Below are 14,070 nucleotides of genomic sequence, written 5' to 3'. Positions count from 1 at the left end.
ATTTCGGTTAGATTTGAGTGCCATAATCCCTAATGCAATGTAAGCCACCACACAGATGATTTTTTCAGTCATCCACGGGTCAACAAACGGATACTGCTTGATCATAAAGCAAAGCGTGAAGCCTGACAGTAGTAAAAAAGTATCAATAACGTGAGGCGCTACTTTAACAAACTTTTTCTCCATAATCGGAGACTGACGTAAATGCAGCACAAAACGCACAATAAAAAATGTCACACTTAACGCGACGAACAACATGTGAGTGTGTTTTAACGCTGGATATAAACTGTAAAAGGTTTCCATTACTAAGTCTCGTAAAATAAAAGTGTTAGTTTACTCGAACAGCGCAACACATACCAATATTGTGGTTTGGGTTATTGTTCGGCAGATTTAGGGATTAACTTGTTGAATTATCAACCAACCCATTGTCCCAAGGTGCAGCGGTCATTGCTGCCAAAATCGCGCACGGTTGCTACGTTTTGATAACCTAGTTCAATAAGTTTTTCACGCACCTTGATTGCTTGTTCATAACCATGTTCAAGCAACAAGTACCCTCCGGTTAATAAATGTGTACGCGCTTGGTCTGCGATATGAAACAAATCAGCATAACCTTCATTGGCCGCAGTTAACGCGCTTTGCGGCTCAAAGCGAACGTCACCCATGCTCAAATGCTCATCGGTTTCATCTATATAAGGTGGATTTGACACAATTAAATCAAAATCACGATGCTCAACAGCAGAAAACCAATCTGATTGAATAATCTCGACATCAGGTAGATTTAAATTATTACGGTTTGCTTTAGCAAGCTCGACAGCGCCTGGCACATTGTCAATGGCGGTAATGCGCCATTTAGGGCGCTCTGAAGCTAATGACAACGCAATAGCCCCGGTGCCAGTCCCTAAATCTAATACTTTTGCATTGTGGCGCACGCTTAAATTGAGTGCGGTCTCCACTAAAATTTCAGTATCTGGCCTTGGGATCAAGGTTGAGTCATTGACAATAAATGGTAATGACCAGAACTCTCGCTCACCAATAATATGCGCAACAGGTGAGCCTGCTTGGCGTTTAGCCACCATTTGGCTAAACGCTTTAAACTGCTCGCTGGTGAGCTGTCTTTCTGGCCAGGTATATAAAAAGCTGCGATTTTTATTCAAACAATGCAATAACAGCGCCTCTGCATCGATATGTGCAGATTCAGAGGTGGCTGCCAGCTGTGAATAGGCCCATTGCAGGGCTTCAGCGATAGTTGAATACGAAGACTGAGGCAAGGTTACTCCTTATTCGTCAGCTAATGCAGCGAGCATGTCGGCTTGATGTTCTTGCATGATAGGGTCAAGCAAGGCATCGAGATCACCTTCCATCACTTCATTTAAGCGATATAAGGTTAAATTGATACGGTGATCGCTTACGCGCCCTTGTGGATAGTTGTACGTTCTGATGCGCTCAGAACGATCACCACTGGCAACCAGGCTTCGACGAGTCGTTTCTTCAGCACTACGACGTTTTTCATCTTCAACGGCTTGAATACGCGCAGCTAACACGCTCATCGCTTGGGCACGGTTTTTATGCTGTGAACGCTGATCCTGACACTCAACAATAATCCCAGAAGGAATATGAGTAATACGGATGGCAGAATCGGTTTTGTTAACGTGCTGGCCACCCGCGCCTGACGCACGGAAAGTATCAACTTTAAGGTCTGCAGGGTTAATTGAAATCGCTTCAGCTTCTGGTACTTCGTGTAGCACGACTACAGTACATGCAGAGGTATGCACACGACCTTGAGACTCGGTTTCAGGCACACGTTGTACTCGGTGTCCGCCTGACTCAAACTTTAATTTACCGTAAGCACCTTCGCCACTCACTTTAACAATAATCTCTTTAAAGCCGCCATGTTCACCTTCGTTTAGGTTCATGACTTCCATTTGCCAGCGGTTGGCTTCACAGTAACGTGAGTACATACGGTATAAATCGCCAGCAAAAATTGCGGCTTCGTCACCACCCGCACCTGCACGAATTTCCATAAACGCATTAGTGTCGTCGTTAGGATCTGTGGGTAATAATAAAATTTGTAGCTCGTCTTCGAGCGTTTCTAACGCTTGCTTTGATTGCTTATATTCTTCTTGCGCCATTTCGCGCATATCAGCATCATCTTCTTCAAGCATTTCTTTGGCATAATCAAAGTCTTTTTGCGCTTGTTGGTATGCAGTAAAGCTTTTTACTACATCTTCAAGTTGTGAATATTCTTTTGATAACGCACGGAAGCGGTCTTGATCCGCAATCACGCTAGCATCACTTAATAATGCTAATACTTCTTCATTACGCTCAAGCAAGCCTTCTAGCTTGCGGATAACGGATTCTTTCATTTAGCTCGCTAACCTTAGTTTTTATCTAAACCAAGCGCAGTTCTTAATAAGCCTAACGTATTCAAATCACCTTGACGACTGGCTGAGGTAAGCGATTGTGTAGGCGCATGAATTAAGCGATTGGTTAACCTATTGGCTAACTCGATTATCACTTGCTCACTGTCACCGCCCTGAGACAATTTGTTCAAGGCTCGCTCAACTAACTCATCTTTAATCGCCAAGCTCTGGCTGCGATATTCGCGAATACTGTCAACTGACTCTAAAGATCGAATCCACTCCATAAATAAGTGCGATTGATCTTCAGTAATTAATTCTGCTTGCTCGGCGGCTTCCTTACGTGAAGCCATGTTCTGTTCAATAATGCTATGCAGATCGTCGACAGTATAAAGGAATGCGTCGTCTAACTCACCGACTTCTGCTTCAATATCTCTCGGAACTGCAATATCAACTAACAACATCGGTTGATGACGACGTTGTTTTAATGCTTTTTCGACCATGCCTTTGCCTAAAATAGGTAAAGGACTTGCCGTAGAGGATATCACGATATCAGCTTTAGCGAGAAAATCTGGTATTTGTTGTAAGGTAATCGCAGTCGCATTGAACTCTTCGCACATGGCTTGAGCACGCTCAATGGTTCGGTTTGCCACCACCATAGTCGCTACACCATTATCTTTTAAGTGTTTTGCTACTAATTCAATGGTTTCACCTGCACCAATGAGCAAGACTTTAGTGGTGCTAAGCGTAGAGAAAATATGTTTAGCCATGCTCACTGCGGCAAAAGCAACTGACACAGCAGCAGCACCAATCTCGGTATCAGTGCGCACTTTTTTGGCAACAGAGAAGGTGTTCTGAAATAAGCGATCAATGGTCGCGGCTGTCGTGCCCGCTTCTTTGGCTTTGACAAAAGCTTGCTTTACTTGACCTAAAATCTGCGGTTCGCCTAACACTAACGAATCTAATCCCGATGCCACGCGCATTAAATGCTTAACAGCAACTTGTTCTTCGTATGCATATATGCATGGCATTAAATCGTCATGATTTAATTGGTGATACTCTTCTAGCCACTCAATAATGTCCTGCTTCTCAGCATTATTACAGTATAGTTCAGTGCGGTTACAGGTAGACACAATCACAGCCTCACCCGTGCGGGTGCGGCTGGCCAAGCTTTTCATGGCGTCATGAATGCGGTCTGGAGAGAAAGCGACTTTTTCACGCAAATCTACCGTGGCGGTTTTATGGTTTATCCCGATTGCTACTAGGCTCATGTGACTGTATCAAGTTCTTTTCGGTGACGTTAATTAGGCTATTCTACTGAATTGAACCAACTAAAAACACAATTGGCTTAACAAAACCGAATAAATGTCTAATTTTTTATTTCTTAGATATAAAGGCATTGCATAATTCGTTAGATTAAAATCACATTAATTTTAAAAAAGCATTTTTACATCATACCTTAAGCCCAGTATCATAACGCCATCATCAGCAACTGTTAGGCAAGCCATTGCGTTTATCAGTATCAGCGTTCAAATTAATTATCATCGCCACTATGCTATTACTAACAGGTTGTAGCATTACTCCGTCAGAGCCATTTACCCCAATAGACGTCACCGAGGCCTCACAAGCTAAGTCATGGGAGTTACAAGGTAAAATTGCTGTTAAAACCGCAGACGACAAATTTAGCACCAACCTTTATTGGTTTCATCAACCCCTGGCTAATGACTTACGTCTCACCACCGCATTAGGGACAACAGTATTAACGTTAACCACGAATGAAGGCATGGCAACCTTAGAGGTTGACGGCAAAACCTACCATGACAGAAACGCACAAGACTTATTAACCGGTATTAGTGGTTGGTCAATTCCATTAAACAGTTTACCACTATGGATTACGGGCCAGATTGGTGAAAATGATACCATTGTCAGCTATAACCCTGATGGAACAATTAAACAATTAATCAGTGATGATCCACAAGCCAACTGGCATGTGAGTTTTAACAGTTGGCAGCAGCAAAGTGGTGCATCAGTACCAAAACTATTGACGATAAAGCGTAATGATGTACAAATTAAAATTCAAAGCAACCAATGGACTGCTGTACAGGTCAAAGGTAAATAGTCCTGCCCGGCTTGTGACGTAATAACAAGGTAGTTATATAAAATGAATTCAACTTACCCACATAAATCTGCCGCCTCTAAAAGTTGGCCTGCGCCAGCAAAACTTAATTTGTTTTTGCATGTGACGGGTCAGCGAACCGACGGTTATCATGAATTACAAACACTATTCCAGTTTATTGATCATTGTGACTACCTTGATTTTCATGTTACTGAGTCTGCCGATTTAGTGCTGCACTCTAATTTGGGTGATGCTGTTGCCGACAGCGATAACTTAATTCTAAAAGCCGCAAAATCGTTAAAACGTTACACCCAATATAAAGGTGGCGCGCATATTTGGTTAAACAAATTACTGCCAATGGGCGGTGGTTTAGGGGGCGGTTCATCAGATGCTGCAACCACATTAGTTGCACTAAATGCGCTGTGGAAAACCAATGTTTCGCAATCTAAACTGGCCGAAATCGGCCTCGCATTAGGTGCGGATGTACCTGTTTTTATTAATGGTTTAGCAGCTTTTGCTGAAGGCGTGGGTGAGCAATTGGTTAACGTGCAACCCAAGGAGCCTTGGTATCTAGTTATCGTGCCAAATGTCCATGTATCAACCAAGGACATATTCCAAGATCCAGACCTACCTCGTAACACCCCTAAATTAGACATGAACAGTTTACTGACTCAACAATGGACTAACGATTGTCAGAAACTCGTCACAACTAAGTACCCTCAAGTTGCCAATGCCTTAAGCTGGCTGGTAGAATATGCGCCGTCAAGAATGACCGGAACAGGTGCATGCGTGTTCGGGGAATTTACACATTCGCAGCAAGCCCTGGATGCGTTAGCCGAATTACCGGCCGATATGCAAGGCTTTGTCGCAAAAGGGATGAATAAGTCACCGTTACTAACGCGGCTTGAACAACTCTAACAACATATTTTNYTTCTGGGTCAGTTTTGAGTGACAACACGTAAAATTGATCTAGCCTTTAATAGTAAAGCAAACACCTGAGGTTCATAAAGTGCCCGACATCAAGCTCTTTGCTGGTAACGCTACCCCAAATCTAGCCAATAAGATTGCCGAACGTTTATTTTGCAAACTTGGAGACGCAGTTGTAGGCCGTTTCAGCGACGGTGAAATCAGTGTTCAAATAAACGAAAATGTACGTGGTGCGGATGTGTTTATCATTCAATCTACTTGCGCACCAACTAACGATAACCTAATGGAACTTATCGTGATGGTTGATGCCCTTCGTCGTGCGTCTGCTGGTCGTATTACTGCCGTTATTCCTTATTTTGGTTATGCTCGTCAAGACCGTCGCGTACGCAGTGCCCGCGTACCGATCACCGCCAAAGTTGTTGCTGACTTCTTGTCTAGCGTTGGCGTTGACCGCGTATTAACATGCGACTTACACGCTGAGCAAATTCAAGGTTTCTTCGACGTACCAGTAGATAACGTATTCGGTAGCCCGGTGTTACTTGAAGACATGCTAGCGAAAAAACTTGAAAACCCAGTTGTGGTTTCGCCAGACATTGGTGGTGTTGTACGTGCGCGTGCAGTTGCCAAGCTACTAGATGATTCAGATCTTGCGATTATCGATAAGCGTCGTCCACAAGCTAACGTTGCCCAAGTAATGCATATCATTGGTGATGTTCAAGGCCGTGATTGCATTATCGTTGATGACATGATCGACACGGGTGGCACTTTATGTAAAGCCGCTGAAGCGTTAAAAGAACATGGCGCTAACCGCGTGTTTGCCTATGCGACTCACCCAGTATTTTCGGGTAATGCAGCACAAAACATTGCAGACTCAGTTATTGATGAAGTTATTGTCACTGACACAGTACCGTTAAGCCCTGAAATGCTTAAAGTGGATAAAGTCACCCAATTGACTATGTCAGCTGTACTTGCTGAAGCAATCCGCCGTGTTAGCAACGAAGAGTCTATCTCTGCGATGTTCCGCCACTAATATTATCGTTAATTAGTCGCATACTAAAACGCACTCAATGAGTGCGTTTTTTATTGTCTCGATTATGCTGATAGCGCCTGCGGTTGCATGCCATCTTGAGCAGTAAAGGCAACTGGCGTCACCTCATTTTCATAGCCTCGTTGTAAAAACGCATTCCCAGCAGCAATACCTGTACGATAATCTTGGCGCAAATCAGCATCAGTACTGCCCAGCAATTTACTTTGCAAAGTATCATCAGCAAAAATTTGTACTATTTCGACATCAGCAGGCGGATTAGCCATAAACTCAAGCTCTTCTTGATAAGCTTGTTCATGTTGTACTAGATAATCAATCGTTTTAGGGCAGTAGCCTGAGACACAAATCCACGATTTAAGCTTATGCACCCACGCTGATTGCGCTTGAAAATCAGCGTTTACCGTGCGGATCACCACAATTTTGCGCGCACCACGCTGATAGGCCTCTCGCACCGGTAATGGCGCAGCTAAGCCACCGTCTAAAAAGAAATCTTCTTGTAATGATGAAGTCAACTCTGCTGATTGATTAGCCGCATCTGACGCCAGCCACGGCGTTAACTTAACACCTTGCTTATATAGAAACGGTAACGCACTTGATGCCTTTAGCAGTTCGCGCCAGTGGTTATTATCATCACTCGGGCTTAAAAAGTATCCTTGGCGATCTCTTGCATTGGTTGCAGTAATTAATAATTGTCGCTGCCCTAAGGCTTTACTGGCGGTATCAAAGTCTAATGCAAAGCTGCCGCGAGTGGTTTTTTCGAAGTACCAATCTAAATCAACCACATGGCCCCCCACTAAACCTCGGCCTAGCTGATAAAAGCGTTTATGTCGTGATAATCCTCGAATTAAGCGCTTTGCATAGCCTTTTTGTCTGGCTAAAAAGCTGGTGAGATTTTGCGAGCCAGCTGAGGTACCAATAAATAAATCAAATGGGTCAAATTCAGCATCTAGCCACGCATCAAGTACCCCAGCAGTAAAAATACCGCGCTGACCGCCACCCTCAGCAATTAATGCAGTCATGGGCGCTGATGCTCGCTTAGAAGAAGTGAATAGTGGGTTGACTTGGGTGTTCATAGTTGACCTGATACCAATAATTAATTGCATAAGGTAATTCTAAACAACTGTGGTGATGGTGGATAACAGATAGAATCAATTGCGTTAATAGGAAAAGACTATTGATACCAATCCTTATTAGAATGTGATCTATTTTAGGCTGCGTCACTAGACCCAGTACAATGAAAATGACTGCAGGTGTAGTCATCTACATCAACGTCATTTGAAGCTGTAATGGGGTTTGTGACGCAACCCCGAAGGGCGAATTTATCAGCGTGGTCTTCTTTGTTAGTCTTTCTTAACGTAGTGCACTATGCCCTCAAAAGGCTACCTCGAATACCTCACTGATAACGTTCGCTAAAAGAGCACATTCAAATGCGGATTGGTATAATGCATCACCGCCTATAAGAAAAGAAACGTCAAAAATAAAAAGCAAAAAGCCCGTCATCATGACGGGCTTTTCAAAGTATGGCTGGGGTACCAGGATTCGAACCTGGGGATGCCGAGATCAAAACCCGGTGCCTTACCGCTTGGCGATACCCCAATTGAAATCTTTTTTATTGTAAAACAGAAGGTAAATCTATTTGACTAAATTTGATGGTACGGGAAGAGAGACTTGAACTCTCACACCTTGCGGCACCAGAACCTAAATCTGGCGTGTCTACCAATTTCACCATTCCCGCATCAAATTTTAACTCTGAGTATACCTTAATTTTTTTAAGTGTACACTTTGACTTTCACTAGCAACAAACAAGTACTTGGGTAAGCCCTCATTCTACCTAGTAAAAATGGTAGCAATAGCGGGACTTGAACCTGCGACCCCAGCATTATGAGTGCTGTGCTCTAACCAACTGAGCTATATTGCCAAAGATGGCTGGGATACCAGGATTCGAACCTGGGAATGCCGAGATCAAAACCCGGTGCCTTACCGCTTGGCGATATCCCAATAATCTTTTTTCTAACTAATAAGTGGCTGGGATACCAGGATTCGAACCTGGGGATGCCGAGATCAAAACCCGGTGCCTTACCGCTTGGCGATATCCCAATCAAACTTTTTTGAAATGCCCGCCTAAGCCAGCCTTTCTAATAATGGTACGGGAAGAGAGACTTGAACTCTCACACCTTTCGGCACCAGAACCTAAATCTGGCGTGTCTACCAATTTCACCATTCCCGCACTGCACTCATGTTTTACATCTTGAGTAAGATGTGCAAAGTAATGGTAGCAATAGCGGGATTTGAACCTGCGACCCCAGCATTATGAGTGCTGTGCTCTAACCAACTGAGCTATATTGCCACTACTTTTTGCAATTCCTCTTGGTGAGGAACGGGGCGTATTATGCTTATTCAGGTTATCGAGGTCAACTGGTTTTTTTCGCTATTTTCATCAATTCGTCTTGTTCGGCTATATCTTCACCAAACTGGATGCCGAATCGACAAAATAACCCCACTTAGCTCACCTTTTATCGCCTTACGCCCCTTTTATTTCTCAATAACGCTTAAACGTTAAATAAGAAATGCATCACATCGCCGTCTTTAACGATATAAGTTTTACCTTCAACACGCAATTTTCCGGCTTCTTTTGCGCCTGCTTCGCCTTTATAAGTGATAAAGTCAGCGTAAGCCATCACTTGAGCGCGAATAAAACCGCGTTCAAAATCGGTGTGGATAACCCCCGCAGCTTGCGGTGCTGATGCGCCAATTGGCACAGTCCAAGCACGCACTTCTTTTACCCCTGCAGTAAAATAGGTTTGTAGGTTTAATAATTCATATCCAGCACGAATAACGCGATCTAAACCTGACTCTTCTAGGCCTAAATCAGCCATAAATTCATCACGCTCTTCAGCGTCCATTTCAGCAAGCTCTGACTCAATCGCGGCACATACTGGAACCACAACAGCGTTTTCGTTAGCAGCAATTTCGCGAACCACGTCTAAATGAGGGTTATTTTCAAACCCGTCTTCAGACACATTGGCAATGTACATGGTTGGCTTCATGGTTAAAAAGTTTAAGTATGCTACTGCTGCTTTTTCTTCTTTGGTTAGATCCAATGAACGCAACATTTTGCCTTCATCTAACACTGGGCGCATTTTTTCAAGTACGCTCACTTCAAACTTGGCATCACTGTCACCGCCTTTCGCGCGTTTAGCTTGGCGTAAAATAGCACGCTCGCATGAGTCTAAGTCTGCTAATGCCAGTTCAGTGTTAATCACTTCGATATCGCCTGCTGGGTCAATCTTATTTGCAACGTGAACAATGTTTGGATCTTCAAAACAACGTACAACGTGACCAATGGCATCAGTCTCACGAATGTTAGCTAAAAACTTGTTACCTAACCCTTCACCTTTAGAAGCACCCGCCACTAGGCCCGCAATGTCAACAAACTCCATTGTGGTAGGTAGTATACGTTGTGGTTTTACAATTTCAGCTAATGCGTCAAGACGAGAGTCTGGTACAGGTACCACACCGGTGTTTGGCTCAATAGTACAAAACGGGAAGTTAGCCGCTTCAATACCCGCTTGTGTTAACGCATTAAACAGCGTTGATTTACCCACGTTTGGCAAACCAACAATGCCGCATTTAAAACCCATATGCTTACCTTTATATATGTAGAATTATCCCACTGGATAATGATGTCGAAAGGGGTGTTAAAACAAAACTCGCCGAGCTTATTCTGCTTTAAACGAATGTAATCTGTGCATGGCTTTCACCATGTCTTGTTTAAATAAAATTTCGGTTGAACGAACGGCTTCATCAATCGCAGCATTTATACGCTCTTGCTCAACCAAAGGAGCTTTGCCCAATACGTAGCCGCTCACTTTATTTTTATCGCCTGGATGGCCAATGCCTATGCGCAAACGGTGGAAATTTTTGTCATTACCTAAGCTAGCTATAATATCTTTTAAGCCGTTATGACCACCGTGACCACCACCTAATTTAAATTTAGCCACACCGGGGTCCATATCAAGCTCGTCATGAGCCACTAAAATTTCTTCGGGCAGAATACGAAAAAAGTTAGCTAAGGCCGCGACCGACTTACCACTTAAATTCATAAACGTTGTCGGGATCAACAAGCGCACATCTTTGCCGTGCAAAATTGTCCGAGCTGTGACACCAAAATATTTACTGTCTGCCACTAAAGGCACATTGCAAATACGCGCTAACTCTTGCACGTACCATGCGCCAGCATTATGGCGAGTTTGTGCGTATTCAGCACCGGGGTTTGCTAACCCAACAATTAGTTTAATGTTACTCATCACAACCTAGTCAATTTATTCACACAAGTGACTCTCGTCAGTTGCGCTATAGCCTTTTTATGGATTGCATTAAATACAGCTGATGCAAAACGCGGCATTTTAGCACTCAAATGGCTTGTCAACAAACCACAAGTTTCGCTACCGACTTAGGTTAATTTAACCCTAACGCATACTTTAAGACTTTACGCTTAATGGGTGAGTCGATATTAGCCAGTTTTAGTGCGCCATTACGTAATAGCTTTAGTGGCAGTAAGTCATTGCTAAAACTTGCATAAAAAACATCCATTGCGGTCATCATTAATTGGTTATCGTAATAACGAGCCTGTTGATAACGCTTTAACACGGGGGCTTGCCACCACGTTTCACCATTACCTATTGCGTTGGCGACTTGCGCCACCAACACGTCGACATCTTTAAAGCCAATATTAACGCCCTGCCCCGCTAGCGGGTTTATGGTGTGAGCGGCATCGCCAAGAATCACTAAATTGTCTTGATAATACCGCTGTGCATGTCGGCGAGTTAAGGTAAAACTGCCACTCGATTCAACACTGAAGTTTACATCTAATCGGTCAGGAAAATGCTGTTTAATTTGTTCAGCTAATTGCAGTTTGTTCAATTGCGATAATTGTTTAATGCGATTGGCATCATCGTACCACACTAAAGAGGCATGATGACCTGGTAGCGGCAATAAGCTCCTTGGGCCCGCAGGGGTAAATTGCTGCCAAGTAACGGATTGCTGCTCGGTCTGGGTGTGAATATTGATTAACATCGCCGACTGAGCATAATCCCAACCAGTAACACCAATCCCCGACCATTGACGCACTTGCGAATTAGCGCCGTCAGCCCCCACAAGCAGGCGCGTAGACAGTTGACTGCCATCTTCTAAGGTAACGTTAATACGCTGTAGTGCCGATTGCCTCTGAAATTGAGTTACCTTGCGAGGGCATAACAAGTCTACATTATCCATTAGGCGAATTTGTTGCCACAAACATAGCTGTATCAGACGGTTTTCAAAGAAGTAACCTAAATGTGTTTGCCCCACTTGCGCAGCGGTAAAAGAGGTTAAGCAACCGTCCATTTCCCAGGTTTCTAAACCATCATAAGGTGCATGGCGCATGGTCAGTAGTGTTTCCATCGCACCTAGGCGAGACAACAGCTGCTCTGATGCGACACTGATCGCCGACACACGTACATCTAATGGTTGTTCAGGATCATAAGCTTGCGGCTCACGCGCTTCAATCACTGCCACATGTAACCCAAGCTGCCCCAACCCGATAGCAGCGGCTGCCCCCACCATTCCCCCGCCAACAATCACGGCATCGTATTCGGTTGAGTGTTTGGTATCTTGAGTGTCAGGCGTTTGTTGCATCGTGTTTATATCCATAAAAAGTGATCTAGCGAGTGTGGTCGCCAATCTAAAATAAACCAGTAAACCCAATTTTATACTGAAAGCGAGTTATCAATGGACCACTTAGACGAGTGATTAGCGGACACCATGAAGATCACCTACTGAAATGCATTCGATTATGCCCTATATCCACAAAGCACGGAAATACTGCTACGGTTTAATCGTGATTTAGCCCAAAGTAACTTACTACAGGGTGATAACAAAACCAGAAAATTTTACGATTTTTGTAACACAATCAAGCCGTTTTATTGCAAAGATAAAACATTACAATTTAAAGGGTTAATAACTGATTTAATTGTAAACGAGTGATCCTTGCACTAGTGCTAGCCATACGGCCAGACAACAGGTAAAATATCGCGCTATTTTTACTATGGTTTACCGGCGAGCACTGATGAGTAAAAAACTTCATATTAAAACCTGGGGCTGTCAGATGAATGAGTACGACTCATCAAAGATGGCTGATTTATTAGACGACTATCAAGGTTATACCTTGACCGAAGATGCGAGTGAAGCAGACGTACTACTGCTTAATACTTGCTCTATTCGTGAAAAAGCACAGGAGAAGGTTTTCCATCAGCTAGGGCGTTGGAAATCTTTAAAAGACAAAAATCCTAATTTAATTATTGGGGTGGGTGGCTGTGTTGCCTCACAAGAAGGTAAAGCCATTAAAGATCGCGCCCAATGTGTCGACATTATTTTTGGCCCACAAACCTTACACCGCCTACCCGACATGATCGATCAGATCCAACGCGGCGAAAAAGCGGTGATCGATATTAGCTTCCCTGAAATCGAAAAGTTCGACCGTTTACCAGAGCCTCGCGCTGATGGTCCAACGGCGTTTGTATCGATTATGGAAGGTTGCAGCAAATACTGTTCTTTCTGCGTAGTCCCTTATACTCGTGGCGAAGAAGTCAGTCGCCCATTAGATGACATCATTCTTGAAGTTGCCCAATTAGCAGCACAAGGCGTACGCGAAGTGAATTTACTTGGCCAAAACGTTAATGCATATCGCGGTGCCACTCACGATGATGAGATTTGCACCTTTGCAGAATTGCTGCGTTTAATCGCCTCAATCGATGGTATCGATCGCTTACGCTTTACCACGAGCCATCCGATTGAATTTACCCAAGACATTATTGACGTTTATGAAGACACGCCTGAATTAGTCAGCTTCTTACATTTACCAGTACAGTCGGGTTCTGACCGTATTTTAACTCAAATGAAGCGCGGCCATATGGCCATCGAATACAAGTCAATCATTCGTCGATTACGTAAAGCCCGTCCTGACATTCAAATCAGTTCTGACTTTATTATCGGCTTCCCAGGTGAAACAGCTGATGATTTTGCTGACACCATGAAACTGATTGAAGATGTGGCATTTGATCACAGCTTTAGCTTTATTTATAGCGCTCGCCCAGGTACACCTGCGGCTGATTTGCCCGATGATGTGAGCGACGACGAAAAGAAACAGCGTTTAGCTATTTTGCAAGACCGTATAACCCAACAAGCGATGCGATACAGTCGTCAAATGTTAGGCACAGTACAACGTATTTTAGTAGAAGGTCCGTCGGTTAAGAATCCAATGGAGCTTCGCGGTCGTACTGAAAACAATCGCGTGGTGAACTTTGAAGCACCACACACTCATATTGGCAGTTTTGTTGATGTGAAAATTGTTGACGTATATACCAACTCATTACGCGGCGAATTTATTCGTGGTGAAAATGAAATGGATCTACGCCGTAGTCTACGTCCGTCTGATATTTTAGCTAAACACAAACAAGATGATGCTTTGGGTGTGACCCAATACAAGCCATAATTCAGCTTGATTGTGAGTGCAGTAATAAAGGCGGCTAGTCCGCCTTTATTTTTGCCAAAAAACCGGCATATTATGGTAATTCGATAAAGACACTCGT

12 protein-coding genes and 7 tRNA genes are annotated in these 14,070 nt (G+C 43.7%); 4 read left to right on the top strand and 15 right to left on the bottom strand.

From position 1 onward, the window contains the following. From PQR79_RS20185 to hemA, 4 genes are all read right to left on the bottom strand, one after another. A partial coding sequence (locus PQR79_RS20185) for a SirB2 family protein (protein ID WP_274408636.1) occupies nt 1–300 on the bottom strand: 300 nt, incomplete at its 3' end. Nucleotides 301–410: 110 nt separating this feature from the next. Further along, nucleotides 411–1,265: a peptide chain release factor N(5)-glutamine methyltransferase gene (gene prmC, locus PQR79_RS20180; protein ID WP_238107266.1), complete on the bottom strand. Its 855-nt coding sequence runs from the start codon at nt 1,263–1,265 to the stop codon at nt 411–413. A 9-nt stretch (nt 1,266–1,274) separates the two neighbouring features. Continuing rightward, the gene (gene prfA / locus PQR79_RS20175) at nt 1,275–2,360 is read right to left on the bottom strand and encodes a peptide chain release factor 1 (protein ID WP_188919643.1); all 1,086 of its coding nucleotides are present in this window, start codon (nt 2,358–2,360) and stop codon (nt 1,275–1,277) included. 14 nt (nt 2,361–2,374) lie between these two features. Beyond that, entirely contained in the window at nt 2,375–3,625 is a 1,251-nt protein-coding gene (gene hemA, locus PQR79_RS20170) for a glutamyl-tRNA reductase (protein WP_238107265.1), read from the bottom strand. 236 nt (nt 3,626–3,861) lie between these two features. Here hemA and lolB point away from each other — a divergent pair, with 236 nt between their 5' ends. The 3 genes from lolB (at nt 3,862) to PQR79_RS20155 (ending at nt 6,427) form a co-directional block, all read left to right on the top strand. After that, nucleotides 3,862–4,473: a lipoprotein insertase outer membrane protein LolB gene (gene lolB, locus PQR79_RS20165; protein WP_274408529.1), complete on the top strand. Its 612-nt coding sequence runs from the start codon at nt 3,862–3,864 to the stop codon at nt 4,471–4,473. Nucleotides 4,474–4,515: 42 nt separating this feature from the next. Further along, a complete protein-coding gene (gene ispE / locus PQR79_RS20160) occupies nt 4,516–5,388 on the top strand; it encodes a 4-(cytidine 5'-diphospho)-2-C-methyl-D-erythritol kinase (RefSeq protein WP_238107264.1) in 873 nt (290 codons plus the stop codon). Nucleotides 5,389–5,479: 91 nt separating this feature from the next. Then, on the top strand, nt 5,480–6,427 hold the full coding sequence (locus tag PQR79_RS20155; RefSeq protein ID WP_188926474.1) for a ribose-phosphate pyrophosphokinase: 948 nt from the start codon (nt 5,480–5,482) through the stop codon (nt 6,425–6,427). Between the two features lie 62 nt (nt 6,428–6,489). Here PQR79_RS20155 and PQR79_RS20150 read toward each other — a convergent pair whose 3' ends face one another. The 11 genes from PQR79_RS20150 to PQR79_RS20100 form a co-directional block, all read right to left on the bottom strand. Further along, nucleotides 6,490–7,515, bottom strand: coding sequence for a patatin-like phospholipase family protein (locus PQR79_RS20150; RefSeq protein WP_238107263.1), 1,026 nt, complete (start codon nt 7,513–7,515; stop codon nt 6,490–6,492). Between the two features lie 448 nt (nt 7,516–7,963). Then, nucleotides 7,964–8,038 (bottom strand) — tRNA-Gln (locus PQR79_RS20145). Between the two features lie 54 nt (nt 8,039–8,092). Continuing rightward, a tRNA-Leu gene (locus PQR79_RS20140) sits at nt 8,093–8,177 on the bottom strand. Between the two features lie 106 nt (nt 8,178–8,283). Next, a tRNA-Met gene (locus tag PQR79_RS20135) sits at nt 8,284–8,360 on the bottom strand. 5 nt (nt 8,361–8,365) lie between these two features. Further along, nucleotides 8,366–8,440 (bottom strand) — tRNA-Gln (locus PQR79_RS20130). Between the two features lie 24 nt (nt 8,441–8,464). Next, nucleotides 8,465–8,539, bottom strand: a tRNA-Gln gene (locus tag PQR79_RS20125). A 45-nt stretch (nt 8,540–8,584) separates the two neighbouring features. Next, a tRNA-Leu gene (locus PQR79_RS20120) sits at nt 8,585–8,669 on the bottom strand. Nucleotides 8,670–8,712: 43 nt separating this feature from the next. Beyond that, nucleotides 8,713–8,789 (bottom strand) — tRNA-Met (locus tag PQR79_RS20115). Between the two features lie 202 nt (nt 8,790–8,991). After that, nucleotides 8,992–10,083 (bottom strand): redox-regulated ATPase YchF, encoded by a 1,092-nt coding sequence (ychF, locus tag PQR79_RS20110; RefSeq protein ID WP_238107262.1) that lies wholly within the window; start codon nt 10,081–10,083, stop codon nt 8,992–8,994. A gap of 78 nt (nt 10,084–10,161) precedes the next feature. Then, the gene (gene pth / locus PQR79_RS20105) at nt 10,162–10,749 is read right to left on the bottom strand and encodes an aminoacyl-tRNA hydrolase (RefSeq protein WP_238107261.1); all 588 of its coding nucleotides are present in this window, start codon (nt 10,747–10,749) and stop codon (nt 10,162–10,164) included. 151 nt (nt 10,750–10,900) lie between these two features. Then, complete coding sequence (locus tag PQR79_RS20100; protein ID WP_238107260.1) at nt 10,901–12,118, bottom strand: FAD-dependent monooxygenase; 1,218 nt, start codon at nt 12,116–12,118, stop codon at nt 10,901–10,903. A gap of 430 nt (nt 12,119–12,548) precedes the next feature. On the opposite strand from PQR79_RS20100, the gene miaB reads away from it, so the two are divergent. Next, nucleotides 12,549–13,973: a tRNA (N6-isopentenyl adenosine(37)-C2)-methylthiotransferase MiaB gene (miaB, locus tag PQR79_RS20095; RefSeq protein WP_238107259.1), complete on the top strand. Its 1,425-nt coding sequence runs from the start codon at nt 12,549–12,551 to the stop codon at nt 13,971–13,973. Nucleotides 13,974–14,070: the final 97 nt, after the last annotated feature.

Source organism: Shewanella metallivivens (genome assembly GCF_028750675.1).
GTDB lineage: Bacteria > Pseudomonadota > Gammaproteobacteria > Enterobacterales > Shewanellaceae > Shewanella > Shewanella metallivivens.
Note: the sequence above shows the minus strand (reverse complement) of the source record. Positions and strands in the feature narration are given on the sequence as shown.